A 22,920-nucleotide genomic window follows, 5' to 3' on the forward strand; every position below is an offset into this window, starting at 1 on the left:
TGCGGATCAGGAAGAAGGCAGCCGGAAGTCCCAGCTGGTTCTGCGGAAGGTGCGGTAGGAGCGCTTGCCGTGCACCACGTCGCCGAGGATGCCCGCGAACGCCCGCAGGATCAGGCCGAATCCGCCGTCACCGGCGAGTCTGAGCCCCTTGAAGACCTGTGTGCGGAGCCTCTCCGAGCCCCGGAGTTCGGGAATAATCTCGCGGTTCAGCGTTTCCCTGTAGGCCTTGGCCGCGGGCATGATTCCCTGCCTTTGTTCATGAGCCGCCAGCCCGGCGCAACGACCTGAGGCCATGGCGAAAAAGAGCCCTTCTCCGAACAGCGGCTCCACTATGCCCGCGGCGTCGCCCGCGAGGAGCACCCGGCCGCGCGCCGGATCGGAGAGCCAGTTTCCGTAGGGCAGGGGATGTCCGCGCATTCCCCGGACATTTTCCGGGTCAACCCCGAGAAAATTCAGGTATTCCTCAACATTTTTCGTAAAAGGTCGCTTGCCGCGCCTGAGGCCGCACATGCCCACGAGCACGCGGTCACTGTTCGGGAACACCCAGCCGTAGCCCGCGTCGAGAAAACCGATGTAGAGTTCCGGCCTGTCCAACTGCCCGGGCCACTCGTCGCGTGGAACATACCCTTCCATGGCGGGGGCCAGATAGCGTTTCCAGCGGCGCCGGGAACGCACCGCGTCCGGCATGCAGCGCCGCACCGTGCTGCTGACCCCGTCCGCCCCGAGCACCACATGCCCGTAGATCGTCCCCAGCGACGTCCGGACGGCTCCTGACTCGTGATCGCACCCGCAGACCCGGCAATGATCGAAAACGCGAACACCGGCCGATTCTGCGGTTCTGGCAAGCAGGGCGTCGAACGCCTCGCGCCGGATGAAGTGGAAGGGGTGGGAGAGCCTGCCCTCGGCCAGCAGGCGCTGAGGACTGCGGATGCCGTACTCGTCCGAGACGTGGCAGAGAGCGTCGGCGCGCCGCAGCGCCTCCTCGTCCAGCCCGAAATGCTCGTCGAGCAGGCGCATGGATTTCCATGTGAGCAGGCCGCCGCAGAGCTTGCGCCGCGGGTGGGCCTCCTTTTCCAGCACGGCAACGGAAAGACCCTGTCGCGCCGCGGCGAGGGCCGCGGATGATCCGGCGGGGCCTCCGCCGCAAACCACAAGGTCGTACCGTGCTTTCATGGCTGCCTACTTCAGATTGTCGAGTCTCGTCTCTATGACCAGCGGGTTGGGGTAGGTGTCCTTGATGGACATCAGCAGCTCCCGCGCCTTTTCGAAATTATGGTCATGCTCGTACATGTCGGCGAGGATGAAGATGCCCATGGCCTTGAGCTCCTCTGAAGCTCCCTCGAGGGCGAGGAGCTGATTCACGGCCTTCTTCACCTGCGCCCAGCTGTTGATGAAGCTGTAGCTCTGGGCCAGTTCGTACAGGCAGCGGGCGCGCTGCCTTGTGTCCGTGGCGCTGCGGGAGCAGTCGTCCAGCGTTTCGAGCACCAGATCGTAACTGCCCCTGAGCCGGTAGAGGCGGGCCAGCTGCAGCTGCGCGCGCACCTTCCGTTCCGGCAGGTTCTGGCTCAGACGAAGCGACTTCTCATAGGATTCCAGCGCCTTCTCCGGCTTGCCGAGCTGCTGATAGAGCTCGCCCAGCCGGTACATGATGTCGCTGGCCTCGGCCTTGTCGGCCCCCTGCTCGAGATACATGGCCTCAAGCAGCGCCACCGAGCGGTCGAGGTCGGCCTTGATGTTCAGGGCGATGTCCAGCAGGCGGCTCCAGGCCTCCTTGCGGTGCTTGCCCTGCGGCTCGAGCTGAAGATACCGCTCGTACCCGGCCTCGGCCTCCAGAAAGAACCCGTTGTCGAAGCTCTTTCTGGCGTTTTCCAGATCCTGCTCGCCGGGGCTCGCCCCGTTGCCGCATCCGAAAAGCCCGAGCAGGGCGATGAGAAGAAGGGCCGGCACGAAGCCGGCCCTCATGAATCGTCCTATCACCGATTATTCCTTCTCGTCGATTTCCGAGTCGCGGACAAAGTCGAAGCCGACCACGTGCCCCTTCTCGTCGAGCCGCACGAGGCGCACGCCCTGCGTGGCGCGGCCGCGGGTGAGGGTTATCTCGCCCACGCTCATGCGGATGATCTTGTTGTTGGACGTCAGCAGGATGACCTCGTCGGTCTCGTTCACGAGGCTCGCGCCGAGCACCTTGCCGGTCTTGGTGGTCAGGCGCATGTTCAGGATGCCCTTACCGCCCCGGGACTGGATGCGGTACTGATCGATGCCGGTGCGCTTGCCGAAGCCGCCCTCGGAGATGGTCAGCAGCTGGTCGCGGTCGTCCTCTGTGGTGACCACGGCGGAGACCACGCGGTCTCCCTCGCGCAGGGAGATGCCCTTCACACCGGCAGCGGCGCGGCCCATGGGGCGTGCGTCGCGGATGTTGAAGCGGATGGCGGTTCCCTGCTGCGTGGCGAGGATGCAGTCCGCGTCCGGGCTCACTTCCATGACGCTGAGCAGCTCGTCGCCGTCGCGCAGGTTCACGGCGCGCAGGCCGGAGGCGCGGCAGTTGGCGTACAGGTCCTGGCTGGAGCGCTTGATCATGCCCTTTCTGGTCACGAACAGGAAGAAACGGTCTTCGGAGAGTTCGCGCAGGCTCATGGCCTTGGCCACGTACTCTTCCTTCTCCAGCGGCAGCAGGTTGGCGATATGCGCGCCCTTGGCGTAGCGGCTGCCCTCGGGCACCTGATGCGCCTTGATCTTGAACATCTTGCCGTGGTTGGTGAACAGCAGCAGCCACTGGTGGTTGGTGGTGAGCAGGAAGTTCTGGATGAAGTCCCCGTCGCCGGTCTGCACGCCGGAAATACCCTTTCCGCCACGGCGCTGGGCCTGATAGTTGGAGAGCGGCGTGCGCTTGATGTAGCCCTTGCGGGACAGCGTCACCACCGCGTCGTCGTCCGCGATCAGGTCCTCGATGTCTATTTCGGAGGGGTCCTGGTCCAGCAGCTCGGACTTACGCGGCGTGGCGTAGTTGTCGTAGATGCCCTGAAGCTCGTCACGAATGACGCCCTTGAGGACCTCCTCGTTCTCCAGAATGCTGATGTAGTACTCGATCATCTTGAGCAGCTCGGTGAGTTCCTCCACCAGCTTGTCGCGCTCGAGTCCGGTGAGCTTCTGCAGGCGCATGTCCAGGATGGCCTTGGCCTGCACCATGGAGAGCTCGAAGCGCTCGATGAGGTTGTTCCGGGCCTCTTCGGGAGATGCGGACCCGCGGATCAGGCGTACCACCTCGTCGATGTTGTCCACCGCGATCTTGAGCCCTTCCAGCACGTGGACGCGCTTTTCGGCCTTGTCCTTGTCGTACTTGGTGCGGCGGATGATGACTTCGCGACGGTGATCGAGGAAGTGGCTCAGCACCTGCTTGAGGTTGAGCAGCATGGGGCGGTTGCCCACGACGGCCATCATGTTGATGCCGAAGCTCGTCTCCAGCGGGGTGAACTTGTACAGCGCGTTGATGATGATGTCGGCGATGGCGCCGCGCTTGAGATCCATCACGATGCGGATGCCGGTGCGGTCGGACTCGTCGCGCAGGTCGGTAATGCCGTCGATCTTCTTCTCGTTGACCAGCTGGGCGATCTTTTCCACCAGCGTGGACTTGTTCAGGGCGTAGGGGATCTCCTTGATGACGATGGATTCCCGGTTGCCCTTGCGCTCCTCGCGTTCCACCACGCCGCGGATGCGGATGGAACCGCGGCCGGTGTGGTAGGCGTCGATGAGGCCCTTGCCGCCGTAGACCATGGCCCCGGTGGGGAAGTCCGGCCCCTTGATGTACTGCATCAGGTCGCCCACGGTGCACTCTTCGTTGTCCAGAAGGTGCATGGTGCCCTTGATGAGTTCACCGAGGTTGTGGGGCGGGATGTTGGTGGCCATGCCGACCGCGATGCCCGCCGTGCCGTTGAGCAGCAGGTTCGGGACCTTGGTGGGCAGCACCGCCGGTTCCTGCAGGGTGTTGTCGTAGTTGGGGCGGTAGTCGACGGTGTTCTTTTCGATGTCGGTCAGGAACTCGCCGCACAGCTTTGCCATGCGCGCCTCGGTGTAACGCATGGCCGCCGCGGCGTCGCCGTCGATGGAACCGAAGTTGCCCTGTCCGTCCACGAGGGGGTCGCGCATGGAAAAATCCTGTGCCATGCGGACAAGGGCGTCATACACGGCCGAGTCGCCGTGCGGGTGGTATTTACCGATGACGTCACCGACAACGCGGGCCGACTTCTTGTACGGCCGGTTGAAGGTGTTTCCGAGGTCGTGCATCGCATAGAGGATGCGGCGGTGGACCGGTTTCAGCCCGTCGCGCACGTCCGGAATGGCGCGTCCGATGATGACGCTGAGCGAGTACTCGAGATAGCTCTTCTTGAGTTCGCTTTCGATGGAAATGGTGTTGCTCATGTCGTTCTCTGCCTTTTCCGGTGGCTAGATATCCAGTTCCTGCACGCTGAGTGCGTTCTTTTCGATGAATTGACGGCGCGGCTCCACTTCATCGCCCATGAGGTCGGTGAAGATGGCGTCGGCCGCTGCCGCGTCCTCGATGGACACCTGCAGCATGGTGCGCTTCTCCGGGAGCATGGTGGTCTCCCAGAGCTGGTCGGGGTTCATTTCACCCAGACCCTTGTAGCGCTGGATCTGCCAGCCGCGGTGCGCTTCCTCGATGATCGTGTTGTACACGGCGAAGATATCGGCCACCTCGCGCACCTCGTTCTTGATGTGCAGGGTGAACTCGAATTCGCCGAACGCTTCGCGAAGCTCGCTCATGGCCTGGAAGGAACGCTTGTAGACCTTGGAGTGGAAGAACTCCATGGCCATGCGATAGCGGTGGCCGTTCTCGTTTTCGAAAACGATGTAGGTGCGTTCCTTTTCGGCCTCGTAGTCATGCTCGGTGATGATATCCACCTTGAAGCCGCGCGCCTCGAAGGCCGCCTTGAACTCTGCGGGATCGTGCGTCTCGAAGTGCGTGTACTGGATGCGCTCCGGGAAGTAGATGAGGGCTGAGAACAGCTCCTCCTCGATGCCCATGTTCGCGGCCTCCTCGTACTTTTCCTTGAGGAAGCGGATGGTGTTCAGCGTGGCGATGAGCGGCTCTCCCTCCACGGTGCGGCCGCTTTTGGTCACGAGGCTCAGGCTGTCGCGCACCTGCTCCAGCAGGAAGGTCTCCAGATCCGGCTCGTCCTTGATGAACCGCTCGAACTTGCCGCGATGGGCGCGGAACAGCGGCGGCTGGGCGATGTAGAGGTGACCGCGGGTGATCAGCTCCTCGTACTGGCGATAGAAGAACGTCAGCAGCAGCGTACGGATGTGCGAGCCGTCGACGTCGGCGTCAGTCATGATCACAACCTTGTGATAGCGCAGCTTGTCGTAGTCCTTCTCGTCGTCCTCCGTGCCGATGCCGATGCCCATGGCCGTGATGAGCGCGCGAATCTCCTTGTTGGAGAGCATCTTGTCGAAGCGCGTCTTCTCCACGTTCAGGATCTTGCCTCGAAGCGGCAGAATGGCCTGATGCTTGGGATCGCGTCCCTGCTTCGCGGAACCGCCTGCCGAGTCACCCTCGACGATGAACAGTTCGGAGAGGGAGGGGTCCTTGGACTGGCAGTCCGCCAGCTTGCCCGGCAGGGAGTTGTCGGAGAGCGCCCCCTTGCGCCGCACGAGATCCCGCGCCTTGCGCGCCGCCTCGCGTGCCCGGGCCGCATCCACCACCTTCTCGATGATGGCGCGCGCCTCCTTGGGGTTCTCCTCGAAAAAGGTGTTGAGCTTCTCGTACACCAGCCCGGAAACGAGCCCGGTGGCTTCGGAGTTGCCCAGCTTGGTCTTGGTCTGGCCTTCGAACTGCGGGTCGGGCAGCTTCACCGAAATGACCGCGGTCAGCCCCTCGCGCACATCCTCGCCGCTCAGGCGCTTGATGAGCTTCTTGGGCAGGTCCGCGTTGGTGATGTAGTTGTTGATGGCCCGTGTCAGCGCGGTCTTGAAGCCGGCAAGGTGCGTTCCGCCCTCGACCGTGCGGATGTTGTTCGCGAAGGTGTACGTGTTTTCCTTGTACGCCGTGGTGTACTGGATCGCGAACTCCACGATGATGTTCTCCGCCTCGCCCTGACCGAAGATGATGTCTCCGATGGTGGTCTGGCTGGCGTTCAGGTTCTCCACATACTCGATGATGCCGCCGTCGAAACGGAAGCTCTCGTGCTCGTCGCTGCGCTCGTCCTTGAACTCGATTGTCAGGCCGGAGTTCAGGTAGGCCAGCTCCTTGAAACGCTTCTTGAGCACGTCGAAGTCGAACTTGTTGACCTCGAAGATATCCTCGTCCGGGCGGAACCGCTGCGTGGTGCCTGTGGAGCTGGCGTCGCCGATTTCCTCAAGGCCGCCAACGGGAGCCCCGCGCTCGAACTTCATGCGGTAGGTCTTGCCGTCGCGCTTGACCGTGGTCTCCATGAACTCGGAAAGCGCGTTGACGCAGGACACGCCGACGCCGTGCAGGCCGCCGGAGACCTTGTACGAGTCGTTGTCGAACTTGCCGCCCGCGTGCAGCGTGGTCATGGCCAGCTGCACCGCCGGAACGCCTTCCTTGGGATGGATTTCCACGGGAATGCCGCGGCCGTTGTCCGAGACCGTGCACGAGTTGTCCATGTGCAGGGTCACCTTGATCTTGTCGCAGTGCCCGGCCATGGCTTCGTCGATGGAGTTGTCGATGACTTCATAGACGAGGTGGTGCAGGCCACGGATGTCCGTGGACCCGATGTACATTGCCGGACGTTTCCGGACCGCCTCGAGTCCCTCGAGAACGGTAATGCTTTCCGCGTTGTACTGGTTGCTCATTTAAGCGTTTTCCTCGGTGTAGTATGTCTCTTCCTGAATCATCATGGGCATCACAATGACCTGGTAGTCCGGATCGTCTTCGCCGGTCACGCCGCAGGGCGCCTCGGTGCCGGTGAGCGTCAGCGTCACGTACTCGGAGTTGAAGTGATTCAGGATCTCTATCAGGTTCTTGGTCGGGAACGCGATGCGCTCCAGCGTTCCGGCATACTCCGCGTCCAGCGACTCGCGCGCGGTGCCGGTGTCCTGCCCCTGCGCATGCACGGTCACTTCCGTGGCCGAGAGGTTGAAATACGCGCAGCGGTTGGAGTCCGTGTTGAACAGGTGGATGCGGCCCAGCGCGTCCACCACCTCGGCGCGGTTCACCTTGATCCTGCTCACGTCGTCGTCACCCAGCTTGGCAAGGAAGCTGTGGTAATTCGGATACTGGTAGTACGAAAGCGGCAGGGTGAAGGTCTCGCGCTTGTCACCGGTCCGGAAGAACAGCCGCTTGTCGGAGATGCTCATCTCGATCTCCTCGGCGGTGAGCCACTTCTTGAGCTCGGCAAGGTACTTGCGCTGGATGAGCACGCCGTCTTCCGGGAGCATCTCGTGGATGTCGTCGTTGACGAAGCGGAACATGGCGAACTGGTGCCCGTTCAGGCCGCAGGTCTCGATGAGCTTCTCACCATCCACCTCACGGGGAGCCATGTACAGGCACGCGATGGCCTCCATGGAATCCTCCTCGGAAATGCAGAACGCCAGCTTGTCGATCATCTCGTCCAGAAAATCCCCGGACCAGAACACCGACCCGTCTTCCGGGTAGGAGGAGAACTTCTGGAACCACTCCGGATCGTTTACCGGAAACTTGTACTTCCTTGAGCCCTGTTCCACAAGCACGTTCTGATTCTCGCCGTCAGTCTTGATGACGAGCTCGCCCTGATTTCCACGGAGCTGCCTCACCAGATCATAAAAGGCGCGCCCCTGAACTCCCGCCAGACCGTCCTCGGTGATCTCGGCGGGGTATGACCCCATGAACTCCAGGTTGGAGTCCGTGGACATTATGTTCAGGGAACCGTTCTCGCAGTTCAGCCAGATGGTTCTCAGGAAAGCGGCTCCCGTCTTGGCGGGAATGATGTTGGCCGATTTCTGGAGACCTTCGATGATCTCATCCCTGTTCACTCTTAAAAACATATTGTTTTACTCCTTCATAGAAGGTTTTAATAGCCTCTGAACCTATGTGACTAACTACTTCAAGTGTTTGTTTTGGCTTGAAAAAATCTGAACACTTGGAGTGACCCCGCAAGCACACAAACGACAGCCGAAAGGAACATGCTCATCGTCCCGCAGTATGCCGACACTTATTCTTCAACATTTTCAACACCTGGTTCAAATCGTGGTCATCTTTCCGTAATTGATTGATTTTTTTTACCGAGTAGAGAACCGTGCTGTGGTCTTTTCCGCCAAAAGCACGTCCGAGGGCAGGGTAGGAGATGCTCAAAAGCTCCCGACACAGGTACATGGCAATCTGCCGCGCCTGCGCTACCGGCTGGTGTCGCTTTGACCCGGTAAGTTCCCGCACATTCAGATTATAATGCTCACCGACGACGCCCATGATCTGCTTTGGGGTCAGCTCGTCGTGGGCCTTCTCCTCGGTGTTGTTCAAAATGTGCTCGAAGTCCTTCTGGGAGAGGTCCTTGTGCACCAGTTCCCGAAAAGCGAACAACTTGAGCAGGATACCCTGAAGATAACGGAAGTCGGTGAACCGCTGGGCCAGCGTGAGGATCTGCTCCTTGGTCAGCGGCAGCTTCTTTTCCCGGCACTGCTGCTGGATGTAGCCCACGCGGATTTCCAGGTCCGGCTCCTTCAGAGTGACCACCAGCCCCCAGCCCAGCCGCGAGTGCAGATTGGGGTCGAGGAAGTCGAGACTGGATATCTTGTCCCGGCATCCCAGCACCATCTGTTTCCTGTTTTCATAAAAGTGGTTGAAAATGTTGATGATTTCGTTCTGCAGTCCCGGATAGGCCCGGATCTGCTGGAAATCGTCAATGAACAGGAAGTCATGGCCGAAGAGGTGGTTTCGCGCCCTGACCGAGTCGCCGCCGAAGCGCACGTTGAACATGGTATGCAGTTCATCCATGTTCGAAAGATGGATGGCCGAGCTGTCGTGGTGTTTGCTTATCTCGTTGGCGACCGCCTTGAGCAGGTGGGTCTTGCCCGACCCGTTGGGGCCGCAGATGATGAACGGGTTGAACAGCGATCCGGACTGCTTGGCCACTTCCTTGGCCGAAGCCAGCGGGAAGTAGTTCTTCTTGTTGATGAGGAACGTGTCGAAGGTGAACTGGCTGTCGAAGGGGAAGTCGATTTTCTTGACCACCGGCTTGTGGGCCGGCGCCGCGCTCGTTGCCCCGACCGGGGTCCCGTTGGAGTAGTGCACCTCGTAGCCGGTGCCGAGGTACAGGTTGAGCTGGGCCTCGAAGCGGTCCTGAATGGAGCCTTCGAACCATTGCGCGAAGAACTGGTGGGGAAACTCCACCGTGACCGCCCGGTCCTCTTCCGAAACGAAGATTCCCAGAGGGTCGAACCATCTCGTCAGTTCGTCTTCCGAGCAGGTTTTCCTGAAGTGCGTGCGAAGGGCCTGTTTCACGTTTTATCCGATGCGAGAATATGCTGTTTTCAAGTTTTTGGAATTAAAGAAGAAAAAAGTGCTTTATTAACAAGGGTTCCACATGACCCGAGCACCTGTGGGTTATAGCGTATTTTGCCTCTAATGCCAAGTCGTGCCGCCAGATCGGGACGGACAAAGTGTTTGATTTGCGCCGCGTTTTGAGCCAGTATTCAAAGTCTTGCGCCGCACGGAAAAACAGCGGCAAAACGGAGGAATTGAATGGGTACTCACAAAGTCACCAAGACGATCACGGAGATCAACGATCGCATCCGCAAGGGTAAAGCGGTCGTTCTGAACGCAGAGGAGATGACCCGGCTTGTCCAGAAGGAAGGCAAGGTCAAAGCCGCCGAACAGGTGGATGTCGTCACGACGGGAACGTTTTCCCCGATGTGCTCCTCCGGCATGCTGTTCAACATAGGACAGCAGCCCCCGGTCATGAAGGTCTCCCGAATGTGGCTGAACAACGTACCCTGCTACTCGGGGCTGGCCGCAGTCGACGCTTACCTCGGCTGCACCGAACCCAGCGAAGACGACCCCCTCAACAAGGTCCACCCCGGACGCTTCACCTACGGCGGGGGACACGTCATCGAAGACCTGCTGCGAGGCAAGGCCGTGCACCTGCGCGCCAAGGCCTACGGCACCGACTGCTATCCCAGAAAGGAGCTCGCCAAGGATATAACCCTTGCCGACCTTCCCAATGCATGGCTCATGAACCCGCGCAACTGCTACCAGAACTACAACTGCGCGGTGAACCTGACCAGCAGGACAATCTATACCTACATGGGCCCGCTCAAGCCCAACTGCAATAACGCCAACTTCGCCACCGCAGGACAGCTCTCGCCCCTGTTCAACGATCCGTACCTCAAGACCATCGGGCTCGGAACACGCATCTTCCTCGGCGGCAGCGTCGGCTACGTCATCGGATCGGGCACCCAGCACAACAGCAAGCCCCCCCGCAACGAACGCGGCATCCCCACATCGCCCTCCGGCACCCTCATGATCAAGGGCGACATGAAAGGGATGAACCCCCGCTACGTGCGCGGCATCAGCTATGTCGGCTACGGCAGCTCGCTCAACCTCGGCGTCGGTATCCCCATCCCCATCCTCAACGAGGACATCGCATGGTACACCGGCGTCCCGGATTCCGAGATCCACATGCCCATCAAGGACTACGGCTACGACTACCCCAACGGGCTGCCGCGAGTCCTCGGCTACGCCACCCTCGAAGAACTCAAGGCCGGCGAGATCACCGTGAACGGCAAGAAAACCCCCACGGTGCCCCTCACCAGCTACCCCATGTCCCTCGAGATCGCCAACGAACTCAAGAAGTGGATCGAAAACGGCAAGTTCCAACTTACCGAAGCACAGGAAGAAATAACCAGCCTGTAGCTTCTAGCCGGCACCAATGACAAAATGAAAAGGCCGCCCATTATTGGGCGGCCTTTTTTGCCTCCGGCGGCTCTCCGAGGGCTTAAGAACCCTTTTGCAAAAGGGTTCTTAAGAATCTCCCTAAAACCTTTGGATTGCCAAGCCACACAGGGTTTTCCGAAAGCTTTGGCGCGTAGGCGGCTTGGCGGTTTTGGGGTGAGGGGAGAAGAGCGGGAATTCATGAGAGAAAGTACCCTCACACCGGATTAATCGATATGTTGGCCCTGAGGTCCAATACAGCTTGAGTAGGTTTGAGTGGTTCAGTCAAAAATGGAAAAAACAGATTCTCGTCCGCATGGTTGCAGCTTGTACGCGATTTGTGCGGTCGCAAGAACCCGAAAGCTGCAACCATGCGGACAACTCAGGGATTCCAAAGGGGGACCGCCCCTTTGGTCCGCCTGAAGGGCCCGCCGGAGGCATCATGAAAAAAGGCTTACGTTTCACGCGAAACGTAAGCCTTTGAATTGTCTTGGCGTCCCCAAGGGGATTTGAACCCCTGTTAACGGCGTGAGAGGCCGTCGTCCTGGACCGGGCTAGACGATGGGGACCCGGAATGAAAAATGGCAGCCCGGTTCGGGCTGCCATTGTCACTTGTGCTGTGGTGGGTCGTGTTGGGCTCGAACCAACGACTCTCTGCTTAAAAGGCAGATACTCTACCAACTGAGTTAACGACCCAAGCTCGAAGGACTGTTTTGATAGCTATGCGAGTCTTCGCTGTCAAGCGTAAATTTTTCATGCAGCGATTTTCTTTTTTGTGACATTCTAACTTGTTGGTTTTGCTGAAAATGTAAAATTTTCCTTGCCAAATGGGTTTGCGGTGGTATAATCCCTATCCTCCGCGAGAAATCACCCATATCAATATTAGGAGTACGATTCCATGACCAGGAAAGACCGTACGGAAGGTATCTACAGCAGACGCGAGGTGCTGGACGAGTCTGAACGCAGGCAATACTGCCTGTTGCAGCTCAAGGAGCTCCTGTCCTATGCCTACCGCTACTCCGAGGACGTGAAGAAGCGGTTTGACCGCGCGCAGTTCAACGTGGACAAGTTCCGCACTCTGAACGACCTCAAGCATATTCCCATCATAAAGAAAAAGGAACTGATATTCCTTCAGAGCATGGGCCCGCGTCTTGGCGGCCTGCTGACCAAGGATCTCGGTGAGCTCAACCGCATATTCCTTTCTCCGGGACCGATCTTCGATCCCGAAGACCGCACCGAGGACTACTGGGGGTGGACCGAAGGGTTCTACGCCGCAGGCTTCCGTGCCGGTGACGTGTGTCAGGTCACGTTCAACTATCACCTTGCTCCGGCGGGCCTGATGTTCGAGGAGCCGCTTCGCGGCCTCTCCTGCGCGGTTGTTCCGGCCGGCCCGGGAAACACGAACAGTCAGATCGAGATCATGCAGAAGTTGCGTGTCACCGGTTATGTCGGCACCCCGAGCTACCTGATGCATCTCGCCCAGAAGGCCGAGGAGTCCGGGCTTTCGCTGCGCAAGGACCTGTTCCTTGAGACAGCGTTCTGCACCGGTGAGAAGCTCTCCGAGAAGATGCGCAGCGCGTTGGAGAAGAAGTTCGACTGCATCATGCGTCAGGGCTACGGCACCGCGGACGTCGGGTGCATCGGCTACGAGTGTTACCACAAGAACGGCCTGCACCTTTCCAACCGCGCGTTTGTGGAAATCTGTCATCCTGACACTGGCATTCCGCTCAAGGATGGCGAGGTCGGCGAGATTGTGGTGACGGCCTTCAACAAGACGTACCCGCTGATTCGTCTGGCGACCGGTGATCTCGGTTACATCGACCGCACGCCGTGCCCCTGCGGACGTACCAGCCCGCGCCTTGGTGGCATTGTCGGCCGCGTGGACACCACTGCCCGCATCAAGGGCATGTTCGTGTATCCGCATCAGGTGGAGCAGGTCATGGCCCGCTTCGAAGACGTCAAGCGCTGGCAGATCGAGGTCACCAACCCCGGCGGCATCGACGAGATGGTTCTTTCCATCGAGGCCGGCAGTTTCGATCAGGAAGAAGAGCTGCTGCACCTCTTCCGCGAAAAGATCAAGCTCCGTCCCATCCTCAAGGTGCTCGCTCCGGGCTCGCTGCCCCCTCAGATTCGTCCCATCGAGGACAAGCGCACCTGGGATTAGCCCCAAGAGTAGCAACGACACGAAAAAGGCCGGAAAGATTTTCTTTCCGGCCTTTCTTTCGTTCGTATTCCGTCAGGCTAGCCGCACTTGCTGAAGCCGCAGCTTTTGCAGATGTGGCAGCCTTCCTCGAAGATCAAGGCTTCGCCGCAGTCCGGGCAAACCTCGCGGGTCAGGCTGGTGACGCCGGAACCCACGGTCTCTCCCTTGAGGTAGCGGTTCTCGAAGACCCACGCGATGGCGTCCGGGATGGACTGCACCATCTTCTTCTTGATGAACTTCGGGTTGTCGCCGCCGATGCCCTTGAGCTGGGCCACTATATCGCGGACGTCCACGCCGGAACGCAGTGCCAGCGACACGAGGCGGCCTATGGCCTCGGCCTTGGCGGTGATGGACCGGCCCGACTTGCCTATGGTCGCGAACACCTCGAACGGGCGGTTGTTCACTTCATTTACCGTGAGGTACAGATCCCCCAGTCCGGTTTCCACTTTCTGGGTGAAGCCGTAGATCACATCCGGGCGGTCCTTGACGATGCCGCGCGGCGCGTTCCCGTTCTGGCCTTCGGATTCCTTCTTTTCCTCGCCGTCGCCGGTGCAGAGAACCTGCAGCTGCTTGCAGCCGTCGCGGTACACGGTTACGCCCTTGCAGCCGTACTCGTAGGCTTTCCAGTAGATGTCCCAGATCTCTTCCTGCGTGGCCTCGTTGGGCAGATTGACCGTCTTGGAAACCGCGTTGTCCGTGTATTTCTGAAAAGCGGCCTGCATCTTCAGGTGCCACATGGGCGCGATGTCCATGGCGGTGACGAAGACGCGCCGGATGTCCTCGGGCAGGTGTTCCATGGTCTGTATGGACGCACCCTTGGCCACCTCTTCCATGAGCTTCTCGCTGTATGCTCCGGCCTCCTTGAGTGCTTCGGCAAAGTAGGGGTTGCTCTCCATGAGCTTGTCGCCGTCCATGACGTTTCTCACGAAGCTCAGAGCGAAGAGTGGTTCCACGCCGGACGAGCAGCCCGCGATGATCGACAGGGTGCCGGTAGGGGCGATGGTTGTGGTGGTGGCATTGCGGTAGGGGCCCAGATTGGCCTTGCCGAAAACGGAGTCATCATAGGCCGGGAAGGGGCCGCGCTCCTTGGCCAGCAGCTTGGATGCGCTTCTTGCTTCGTCGCGGATGAACTTCATCACCGTCTCGCCAAGGTCCGCCGCCTTTTGTGAATCGTAGGGGATTCCCAGCCGGTAGAGCAGGTCGGCCCAGCCCATGACGCCGAGGCCGATCTTCCGGTTCTTGCGGACGTGTTCGGTTATCTGCTCCAGCGGGTATTGGGAGGCGTCGATGACGTTGTCGAGAAACCGGGTGGAAAGGTGGATAACTTCCTTGAGTCGGTCGTAATCGACGGTACCGCCGTTGTCGTCCGCCCTGTAGCACAGGCCGAGGTTGATCGAGCCGAGGTTGCAGGCCTCGTAGGGCAGCAGCGGCTGCTCGCCGCACGGGTTGGTGGACTCCATCTCGCCCTGTTCCGGGGTAGGATTGTCCCGGTTGATGCGGTCCAGAAAGACGATCCCCGGGTCTCCGGACTCCCAGGCCTTGCGTACGAGAATGGAGAACACTTCGCGCGCGTTGAGGGTTCCCGTCACTTCTTCCGTGTTCGGGGCCACGAGGTTGTATTCCTCGTTGTTCTCGACCGCTCGCATGAATTTTTCCGTCAGGGCAACGGACAGGTTGAAGTTGTTCAGTTCCCCGTCGCGTTCCTTGGCCTTGATGAAATCCATTATGTCGGGATGGTCAACGCGCAGGATGCCCATGTTGGCTCCGCGGCGCGTGCCTCCCTGCTTGATCTGCTCGGTGGCGCAGTTGAAGATCCGCAGGAATGACAGCGGCCCCGACGCGACTCCACCCGTTGAGCCGACAACCGCGTCCGCAGGGCGCAGCCGAGAGAATGAGAACCCGGTTCCCCCGCCGGATTTGTGGATCATTGCCGCGTGCTTCACCGCATCGAAAATGCCTTCGATGGAGTCTTCCACAGGCAGCACGAAACATGCGGCCAACTGGCCGAGGCGTGTTCCGGCGTTCATGAGGGTAGGGGAGTTTGGCAGGAACCAGTATCCCGTCATCAGGTCATAGAATTCCCGGCTCAGGGTCCCGGCGTCATATTCTGATTTCTCGTACTTCGATTCCTCCGCTGCAATGGTCGACGCAACCCGCCAGAACAATTCCTTGATGGTTTCATTGGGATTCCTCGCTTCATCCTTGTTCAGGTATCGGCGCGTCAGCACCACGTCGGCGTTCGGATTGATGTTCGGTTCCGGCAGATTTTCAGGCATCGGTATCGCAGCCATCTTCACCCTCTTTTGCAATTATTCATACGTGTTGTATTGTTTATGGAAACGCCCTCGGGCAATGTAATTAGAGTTTGTCTAGACTACCTCAGTCGGGGGTTTTTGTCACAGCCTAATTTGTGAATAGCGCTTGATCCAAAACTAGTAATTATTCCTGTTATATAGTTCTCTCACTACCAGATCTATTCCTCATCACTCCTTCAAAAAAGTCAACTCCTCGTGGCAAAGCCTTTTTTGATACGGCGTTAAATCATTATATTCCAGTTTGTTAGTTTCTTTATGAACAAATGTAGCTATTTTATGTTCGTAAACTGTCATTTCCTTGTTCGTTAAGGTTCATAACCTCAAATGTTTCCCATGAAACATTTTTGAGGGACCTCCGTAATCATGTGCTTTCCTTCTTCTGCCGCTTATGCCAACAAGGAAGAATCGGAGGTCTTTCATGATCCGTCTTTTCACTTTCATTATGTTGGTGTTGCTTGTGTTTCCTGTCTCGGCATCGGGAACTCCTTTCCGGGTTCTCCAGGTCAACTTCGAGGGTACCGTCAGCCCTGCATCGGAGGAGATGCTCTCAGAGAGCATCTCTTATGCTCAAGACTCCAATACGGATTTGATCCTGCTTCGCATCGACACTCCCGGCGGGTTGGGGCAGTCAATGCGCTCAATGGTCAAGAGCATCCTCAATTCGCCGGTTCCCGTAGCGGTGTGGGTCGGTCCTGCCGGTGCCCAAGCTACCAGCGCCGGGGTCTTTCTTGTGGCTGCCTCCGATGTGGCGGGCATGGCACCTCAGACAACCATCGGAGCGGCGTCCCCGGTCAATGTCACCGGCGACGACATCCAGAAGACCATGCAGGCCAAGGTTGAAAACGACTTCATCAGTCTGGTCCGCGCTGTTGCCGCTCGGCGGGATAGAAATATCGACTGGTATGCGGAGTCGGTCCAGTCAGCTGCCAGCATCACCGCTGCCGAGGCGCTGGAGAAGAATGTGGTGGAATATGTATCGCCCTCAGTGCAGGATTATCTCGCCGATATGGGAGAGGGCGGTTTCACCCACGACGGAGAAGCGGTGTCCTTTGCGGGCGATCAGGTCGTGCTGGAAACATTCGAACCGGGATTCAGTTATTCCATCCTTTCATGGATGCTGCATCCTCAGATCGCCTACTTCCTGTTGCTCGGCGGGATGATCGGTCTTTTTTTCGAAATTACGCATCCCGGAGCCATCTTCCCCGGCGTTCTCGGCGGCATCTGTCTGCTTATGGCCCTTTATGCCCTCTCCGTGCTCCCGACCACGGCGGCCGGCGTTCTGCTCATCCTGTTTGCGCTCGTGCTGCTCGGGCTGGAGGTGGCCATAACCAGTTACGGTCTGCTTACCGTCGCCGGCGCGGTCGCGCTCTTCATGGGCGGCATGCTGCTCTTCCGCGATCCATATGGATACCTCCACATCCCCACGTGGCTGGTTCTTGCTCCGTCTCTTGTGTTTGTCGGCTTTGCCTCACTCATCATCTGGCTCATCGTCCGTTCCAGAAACACCCGGTTCACGTCCGACAGTGATTCCATCGTCGGATCGGAAGGTACCGTCATTTCATGGGATAACGGACACGGGCAAATTCGGGTACGAGGCGAAATTTGGCACGCCACGGCCTCTCAGAGCGATTTTAACCCTTCTCGCGATGCGCGGGTCAAAATTGTCTCCAGAAACGGTCTACGGCTCGAAATTGAGCCTTTGGTCCCGGAACCCACGAATGCCAACGGTTAACAAAGGAGTACGTCATGTACACGATCCTTCCCATCGTCGCACTGGTTATTCTTTTCCTCGTTGCGGCCTTACGCGTCCTCAATGAATACGAACGCGGCATCATCTTTCGCCTCGGGCGCTGCATTGGGGCAAAGGGCCCGGGCCTGATTATCCTGATTCCGATTGTTGATAAGATGGTCAAAATCTCAATGCGCATTTTCGCGCTGGACGTGCCCAATCAGGACGTCATCACCAAGGACAACGTCAGCGTGAAGGTGAACGCCGTCGTTTATTTCCGGGTGGTGGAACCGGTCCGGGCCATCCTCGAGATCGAGGACTATATGTTTGCCACCTCGCAGCTTGCCCAAACGACCCTTCGTAGCGTATGTGGTGGCGTCGAGCTTGACGATCTTCTGTCCCATCGGGACAAGGTCAATTCGCAGATACAGGCAATCCTCGATGAGCATACCGACCCGTGGGGCATCAAGGTGACCACGGTGGAAGTAAAGTACATCGATCTTCCGCAGGAAATGCAGCGCGCCATGGCCAAGCAGGCCGAGGCCGAACGCGAACGCCGGGCCAAGGTCATCGCGGCGGAAGGGGAGTTCCAGGCAGCGGACAAGCTCTCTCAGGCGGCGGACATTATCTCCCGAAATCCCGAAGCGCTTCAACTGCGCTACCTTCAGACACTCAGGGAGATGACGTCGGACGGCAAGGCTTCGTCCATAATTCCCGTACCGCTGGACATACTCGGCATACTCAAGCCCGATGCGCTGACAAAGCGTAATACGGATAACGAAACGAACACGCCAAACAACACGGAAGAGTAGATGAAGATTCTCGTCACCGGAGCCGCTGGTTTCATCGGGTTCCACCTTTCCAAACGCTTTCTGGACATGGGCCACGAGGTGGTCGGTCTCGATATCGTCAACGACTACTATGACCCCGCGATCAAGTGGGATCGTCTGAAGATTATCAGCGAATATCCGGCATTCAAGCACGCGCAGATCGATTTGAGCGACAACGCCGCCATGGAAAAACTCTTCCGCGAGGAGCAGTTCACCCATGTGGTCAACCTCGCCGCTCAGGCCGGTGTGCGCTACAGCATCGAAAACCCCCGGGCCTACGTCGACTCCAACCTCGTGGGCTTTGCCAACATCCTTGAAGGATGCCGGCACAACAAGGTCGAGCACCTTGTCTATGCATCTTCCAGCTCAGTCTATGGCATGAACACCAATATGCCGCTTTCCACGCACGAAGCTGTCGATCACCCCATGTCGCTGTACGCCGCCACCAAGAAGTCCAACGAGATGATGGCTCACTCGTACAGCAACCTTTACGACCTCCCCACCACCGGGCTCAGGTTCTTCACCGTGTACGGGCCGTGGGGCAGGCCGGATATGGCACTGTTCCTGTTCACCAAGAACATTCTCGAAGGCAAGCCCATCAACGTGTTTAACCACGGCAAGATGCGGCGCGACTTCACCTACATTGACGACATCGTTGAGGGCGTAGTCCGCGTCACGCAGAACACTGCCGCGCCGAATCCGGACTGGGACGGTTCAAATCCGGATCCGGCCACCAGCTCGGTCCCGTACCGGATTTACAACATCGGCAATAACAACGTTGTTGAGCTGACCCGTTACATCGAGGTGATCGAGGAGTGTCTGGGCAAAAAGGCCATCTACAACATGATGCCCATGCAGCCCGGCGACGTTCCGGCAACCGAGGCGGATGTGAGCGACCTGCAGAAGGACGTAGGGTTCCGCCCGGACACGAGCATCGAGGTCGGCATCAAGAACTTCATCGACTGGTATCTCGACTATTACGGCAGGCCCGAATAGCTCTCCGCAGACAGTCGATCATCATCGTCATCACCGGGAAAACCGGCCTTCGGGCCGGTTTTTTTCGTTTGTCGTGATCGTTTTTCTTGCCAACTTTTCCTGGAGCATCTAAGGAAGGGAAGGACTCTGTTTCGATGTTTCACGTGAAACAATCCGGCCGGAAGCTCGAATTTCCAGAAGGAGGCGTCAAGTGGCAAGGCGAATTGTTGTGGCAAACCAGAAAGGCGGTGTCGGTAAGACAACGACGGCAATCAACCTTGCCGCGTCTCTGGCGGTGATGGAAAAAAAGGTGCTCGTCGTGGACTGTGACCCTCAGGGGAACGCGTCCAGCGGGCTTGGATTTTATCCCGGTGACCGTCGGGACAACATCTACAGCGTCCTCTTCGATGTGAAGGATTCCCGTAAGGCGGTGTATGAGACCAGTGTTCCGTTCATGGATATTCTTCCGGGGACACAGGATCTTGTTGGGGCGGAAGTGGAACTGGTGGATAAGCTCGGCCGAGAGTTCTATCTCAAGGAGTTGCTTGATACTCTTGATGATGATTACGAGTTCATCATCATTGACTGTCCACCGTCACTCGGGCTTTTGACCGTGAACGCTCTCTGCGCAGCCACGGAGCTGCTCGTCCCGTTGCAGTGCGAGTATTACGCACTAGAGGGTATTGCGCAGTTGCTTATGACATACGAGCTGGTGAAAAACCGTCTGAATCAGCAGCTTGGAATGCTGGGTGTGGTGCTGACCATGTATGACGCCCGGAACAGGCTCTCGTGGCAAGTGAAGAACGAGGTCCGAAAAGCGTTTCCGGAACATCTCTTTGAGGTTATCGTGCCGCGAAACGTACGACTCTCCGAGGCACCGAGCTTCGGCAAACCCGTCATCAATTACGACATCAAGTCGAAAGGCGCCGAAGCCTACCTCGCTCTGGCGCAGGAAGTTTTCAAAAAGACGGCGAACTAGAAAAAGGGGAGGTGACCTCCCCAGCATTGTTAGTAGCGGGCTTCGAGGCGTTTGTCCTTGTCCTGAAACGGCTTGCACTCGGTGACGATTTCATCTTTGAAATGCTTTTTGAGAACCTTGGCCCGGCACTCCAGACAGGTGAAGGTGACCATCCCGCCGAGGGTAGCGGAGCTGAGCAGGAACTTGCGCGGCTCGTCCTGCTGCCAGTCCGGAGTGGAGCTGCCGCAGCATTCGCAGTGGACATGCATGTCGGGCTCGTAGTTGAAGTCCCAATACTCCTTGAGAGTTTCCCACTCGTGGAGCGGTTCGGGAGCCTGAGCGGGCTCTTCCCTGATGCCGAGAAGGTTTTTGACTTTGTCCCCGACGCTCTGCCAGGCCTCGGCCGTGAGCAGGCAGCCGATGAGATTGCCGTCCTTGTCGAATAGTTCGCGGACATGATCGTTCATGATGGATCCTTTTTGAGATGACTGTCTTTAATGAATTGAATGGATATATAGGCGCTTGTCCGGAACTGGGCAAGAGCTCGCGCCCGAAAATATGGAGGAATGTGCCATGAGTTCGATGCAGAAAGGACTTGGTCGCGGACTGGACGCCCTGCTGGGCGGTGTGCGCGAAGATCAGGAAAAGGGAGTGGAAGCGGCTTCCGTGACCATGGTCCCGGTCGAATCGGTAATCCCGAACCCCAACCAGCCGCGCAGAGAGTTTTCCGAAGAGGCTCTGAAGGATCTGGCCGAATCCATCCGTAGTCAGGGTGTGCTTCAGCCCGTGCTGGTGCGGCCTGTCGGTGATGATCGCTATGAACTTGTCGCCGGTGAGCGTCGCCTGAGAGCCAGCAAGATAGCCGGGCTGCGGGATATCCCGGCCCTGATCAGGGAGATGACCGATCAGGAGAGTCTCGCGGTCGCTCTCATCGAGAACCTGCAGCGCGAAGACCTGAACCCCGTGGAAGAGGCGTTGGGCTATCAGCAGCTCCAGGGCCAGTTCGGGCTGAGTCAGGAAGAGCTTTCGCAGCAGGTGGGCAAGAGTCGTTCGGCGGTAGCCAACGCCCTCAGGCTCCTGAACCTCCCGGAAGCGATCCGCAGGGATATTTCCGAAGGGAACCTCTCCGCAGGGCATGGCAGAGCGCTCATGGCGGTTACCGATGCCGAAACCCAGACGGAGTTGCATAAAAGGATTCTGGAAAACGGATTGACCGTTCGTCAGGCCGAGGCGCAGGCGGTGTTCTGGAAGAACAACGGAAGACTGCCGGGCGCCGGCGAGGACGTTTCCACGAAGAGAAGCACTCCCACGAAAGCAAAGAGCGAGCCTGATCCGGTCGTGAGCACAATTCAGGAGTCCATAGCCGATTCGCTGAATGTTGCTGTTACGATGTCCGGCAGCCAGAAAAAAGGCAAAATTACGATCAAATATGAGACCGAAGACGATTTGCGGTCCCTTGTGGATATGCTCGGCGGTGATTGGCCGCAGTAGCGGTGTGATGAGTCGCTGATCGTATAAAGGAAAGAATCACGAACCATGCGAGAAGAACTGAAGCAATTGCTGGGCAAGGTGGCGGGTCGACGGGTACTGATCCTCGGCGACCTGATGCTCGACCATTATCTGACCGGTTGTGTGGAGCGGATTTCTCCGGAGGCCCCGGTGCCCGTGGTGCGGGTGGAAAAGGAAACGCACGTGCTCGGCGGCGCGGGCAATGTCGCTCGAAACATTGCCGAGCTCGGAGGTCAACCGGTTCTGGCAGGAATGCGCGGTAAGGACATCCACGGGGAAACCCTGACCAAACTCTGCAACGATACCGGACTTGAGACCCGGCTTGTCGTCTCGGAGACCCGTCCCACGACCATCAAGACCCGGGTCCTGGCCAGCAATCAACAGATAGTGCGGGTGGACCACGAGGAACTCGGCAACCCCACATCGGCAGAGCTTGACGAGCTCTTTGCAGACATTGCGGAAGACTTGGAGAATACCCCGGTCATTATTCTTTCGGATTACGGCAAGGGTCTGGTCTGCCGCGAACTCATGGATCGCCTGTGGTCCGCATTGGAGTCTTTGGAGAATAGGCCGCTGGTGCTGGTCGACCCCAAGACCGTCAACTACGACTTCTATCAGGGTGTGGACCTGCTGACCCCGAACACCAAGGAAGCCGGGGAGGGGGCCGGAATGCACGTCTCCGGCCGGGACCAGGCCGTTGAAGCCGGGAAGAGGCTCTTCGACAGGCTCGAGTGTCGCCATCTCCTGGTAACGCTCGGTCGCGACGGGATGGCCCTGTTCCATGACCGTGAAACCGTCCACCATATTCCCACGTTCGCCCGCAACGTCTTCGACGTTACCGGTGCCGGAGACACGGTCATTGCGACGCTTGCACTCGGCCTCGCAGCAGGTGGTGATCTCGTGGCGGCCGCTACGCTCGCCAACCATGCGGCGGGCATAGTGGTCTCGCGCATCGGTGCCGCAACGGCTACGCCGGGTCAGATTCTTGAGTCCATAGACGGCCTGCCGGAGATTGAATCCGAACGAATCTGATTCATCTGTTTCGCCACAGAAAAAGGCCGGGAACAGAATCCTGTTCCCGGCCTTTTCTTTCGACGTCTGCCGAAAGGGGTTACTCGTTGACGGCGAGCTTGCGTTTGACGTGTTCGCTGTTCTCTGTATCGCGGGCGTTCTCGGAGCGGACGGCGTGTTCGAGCAGCTCGAAAAGAATTTCCGTAGGAAGGTCGAGTTCCATGCAGCCGTTGTCCACGCGGGTGTACTCCTCACCGGGACGGATGCTGTAGGCACGGCGCTCGCGGGCGTGACCGATGGCGGAAATGATGCTGTAGGCGTAGGAGTCGGATTCGTCGCGGTAGAGCTTTTCCATGGTCAGCATGCCGGTATCGTCGTTGAAGTACATCTCCTCGTCGACAAGGCTGCCGGTGATGGAGATGTTCTTGCCGAAGTCGTTGGGCAGGGTGATGTCCAGGACCAGTTGCGTTCCGGAATCAGTGCCGGGCATGGGCTTTCTCACCATAAG

17 protein-coding genes and 2 tRNA genes are annotated in these 22,920 nt (G+C 58.6%); 8 read left to right on the forward strand and 11 right to left on the reverse strand.

Annotated features, from left to right (window positions below; all coding sequences use genetic code 11):
• Positions 1 to 6: 6 nt before the first annotated feature.
• The 6 genes from BR24_RS13160 to BR24_RS13185 form a co-directional block, all read right to left on the reverse strand.
• Positions 7 to 1,173: a geranylgeranyl reductase family protein gene (locus BR24_RS13160; protein ID WP_496541944.1), complete on the reverse strand. Its 1,167-nt coding sequence runs from the start codon at positions 1,171 to 1,173 to the stop codon at positions 7 to 9.
• Between the two features lie 6 nt (positions 1,174 to 1,179).
• Positions 1,180 to 1,962 (reverse strand): tetratricopeptide repeat protein, encoded by a 783-nt coding sequence (locus BR24_RS13165; protein ID WP_496541945.1) that lies wholly within the window; start codon positions 1,960 to 1,962, stop codon positions 1,180 to 1,182.
• An 18-nt stretch (positions 1,963 to 1,980) separates the two neighbouring features.
• A complete protein-coding gene (gene gyrA / locus BR24_RS13170) occupies positions 1,981 to 4,416 on the reverse strand; it encodes a DNA gyrase subunit A (RefSeq protein WP_496541946.1) in 2,436 nt (811 codons plus the stop codon).
• Between the two features lie 24 nt (positions 4,417 to 4,440).
• Complete coding sequence (gene gyrB / locus BR24_RS13175; protein ID WP_496541947.1) at positions 4,441 to 6,831, reverse strand: DNA topoisomerase (ATP-hydrolyzing) subunit B; 2,391 nt, start codon at positions 6,829 to 6,831, stop codon at positions 4,441 to 4,443.
• A complete protein-coding gene (dnaN, locus tag BR24_RS13180; protein ID WP_496541948.1) occupies positions 6,832 to 8,001 on the reverse strand; it encodes a DNA polymerase III subunit beta in 1,170 nt (389 codons plus the stop codon). It lies immediately after the preceding gene.
• Between the two features lie 142 nt (positions 8,002 to 8,143).
• Positions 8,144 to 9,454 (reverse strand): DnaA ATPase domain-containing protein, encoded by a 1,311-nt coding sequence (locus tag BR24_RS13185; RefSeq protein ID WP_496541949.1) that lies wholly within the window; start codon positions 9,452 to 9,454, stop codon positions 8,144 to 8,146.
• 240 nt (positions 9,455 to 9,694) lie between these two features.
• On the opposite strand from BR24_RS13185, the gene BR24_RS13190 reads away from it, so the two are divergent.
• The gene (locus BR24_RS13190; RefSeq protein ID WP_496541950.1) at positions 9,695 to 10,864 is read left to right on the forward strand and encodes a homocysteine biosynthesis protein; all 1,170 of its coding nucleotides are present in this window, start codon (positions 9,695 to 9,697) and stop codon (positions 10,862 to 10,864) included.
• A 509-nt stretch (positions 10,865 to 11,373) separates the two neighbouring features.
• Here BR24_RS13190 and BR24_RS13195 read toward each other — a convergent pair.
• Together BR24_RS13195 and BR24_RS13200 are read right to left on the reverse strand one after the other, a co-directional pair.
• A tRNA-Glu gene (locus BR24_RS13195) sits at positions 11,374 to 11,451 on the reverse strand.
• 51 nt (positions 11,452 to 11,502) lie between these two features.
• Positions 11,503 to 11,578, reverse strand: a tRNA-Lys gene (locus tag BR24_RS13200).
• A gap of 202 nt (positions 11,579 to 11,780) precedes the next feature.
• Between BR24_RS13200 and BR24_RS13205 the strand changes: the two genes are divergently transcribed.
• The gene (locus tag BR24_RS13205; protein WP_496541951.1) at positions 11,781 to 13,046 is read left to right on the forward strand and encodes a phenylacetate--CoA ligase family protein; all 1,266 of its coding nucleotides are present in this window, start codon (positions 11,781 to 11,783) and stop codon (positions 13,044 to 13,046) included.
• Between the two features lie 77 nt (positions 13,047 to 13,123).
• Here BR24_RS13205 and BR24_RS13210 read toward each other — a convergent pair whose 3' ends face one another.
• Entirely contained in the window at positions 13,124 to 15,376 is a 2,253-nt protein-coding gene (locus tag BR24_RS13210; RefSeq protein WP_496541952.1) for a vitamin B12-dependent ribonucleotide reductase, read from the reverse strand.
• A gap of 442 nt (positions 15,377 to 15,818) precedes the next feature.
• Here BR24_RS13210 and BR24_RS13215 point away from each other — a divergent pair, with 442 nt between their 5' ends.
• The 4 genes from BR24_RS13215 (at position 15,819) to BR24_RS13230 (ending at position 19,913) form a co-directional block, all read left to right on the forward strand.
• Positions 15,819 to 17,132 carry an NfeD family protein gene (locus BR24_RS13215; RefSeq protein WP_496541953.1) on the forward strand — a complete coding sequence of 438 codons (1,314 nt, stop codon included), beginning with the start codon at positions 15,819 to 15,821 and terminating at the stop codon, positions 17,130 to 17,132.
• 14 nt (positions 17,133 to 17,146) lie between these two features.
• Positions 17,147 to 17,941 carry a slipin family protein gene (locus BR24_RS13220; RefSeq protein WP_496541954.1) on the forward strand — a complete coding sequence of 265 codons (795 nt, stop codon included), beginning with the start codon at positions 17,147 to 17,149 and terminating at the stop codon, positions 17,939 to 17,941.
• Entirely contained in the window at positions 17,942 to 18,955 is a 1,014-nt protein-coding gene (locus tag BR24_RS13225) for an NAD-dependent epimerase (protein ID WP_496541955.1), read from the forward strand. It abuts the gene before it with no gap.
• Between the two features lie 190 nt (positions 18,956 to 19,145).
• Positions 19,146 to 19,913 carry a ParA family protein gene (locus BR24_RS13230; RefSeq protein WP_496541956.1) on the forward strand — a complete coding sequence of 256 codons (768 nt, stop codon included), beginning with the start codon at positions 19,146 to 19,148 and terminating at the stop codon, positions 19,911 to 19,913.
• 29 nt (positions 19,914 to 19,942) lie between these two features.
• Here BR24_RS13230 and BR24_RS13235 read toward each other — a convergent pair whose 3' ends face one another.
• Positions 19,943 to 20,359, reverse strand: coding sequence for a hypothetical protein (locus tag BR24_RS13235; protein ID WP_496541957.1), 417 nt, complete (start codon positions 20,357 to 20,359; stop codon positions 19,943 to 19,945).
• A gap of 106 nt (positions 20,360 to 20,465) precedes the next feature.
• Between BR24_RS13235 and BR24_RS13240 the strand changes: the two genes are divergently transcribed.
• Positions 20,466 to 21,383 carry a ParB/RepB/Spo0J family partition protein gene (locus BR24_RS13240; protein ID WP_496541958.1) on the forward strand — a complete coding sequence of 306 codons (918 nt, stop codon included), beginning with the start codon at positions 20,466 to 20,468 and terminating at the stop codon, positions 21,381 to 21,383.
• Positions 21,384 to 21,428: 45 nt separating this feature from the next.
• On the forward strand, positions 21,429 to 22,433 hold the full coding sequence (gene rfaE1 / locus BR24_RS13245) for a D-glycero-beta-D-manno-heptose-7-phosphate kinase (protein ID WP_496541959.1): 1,005 nt from the start codon (positions 21,429 to 21,431) through the stop codon (positions 22,431 to 22,433).
• A gap of 79 nt (positions 22,434 to 22,512) precedes the next feature.
• Here rfaE1 and BR24_RS13250 read toward each other — a convergent pair whose 3' ends face one another.
• Positions 22,513 to 22,917 carry a hypothetical protein gene (locus tag BR24_RS13250; RefSeq protein WP_496541960.1) on the reverse strand — a complete coding sequence of 135 codons (405 nt, stop codon included), beginning with the start codon at positions 22,915 to 22,917 and terminating at the stop codon, positions 22,513 to 22,515.
• Between the last annotated feature and the right edge of the window lie 3 nt (positions 22,918 to 22,920).

This window comes from Pseudodesulfovibrio halophilus DSM 5663, from assembly GCF_059568665.1.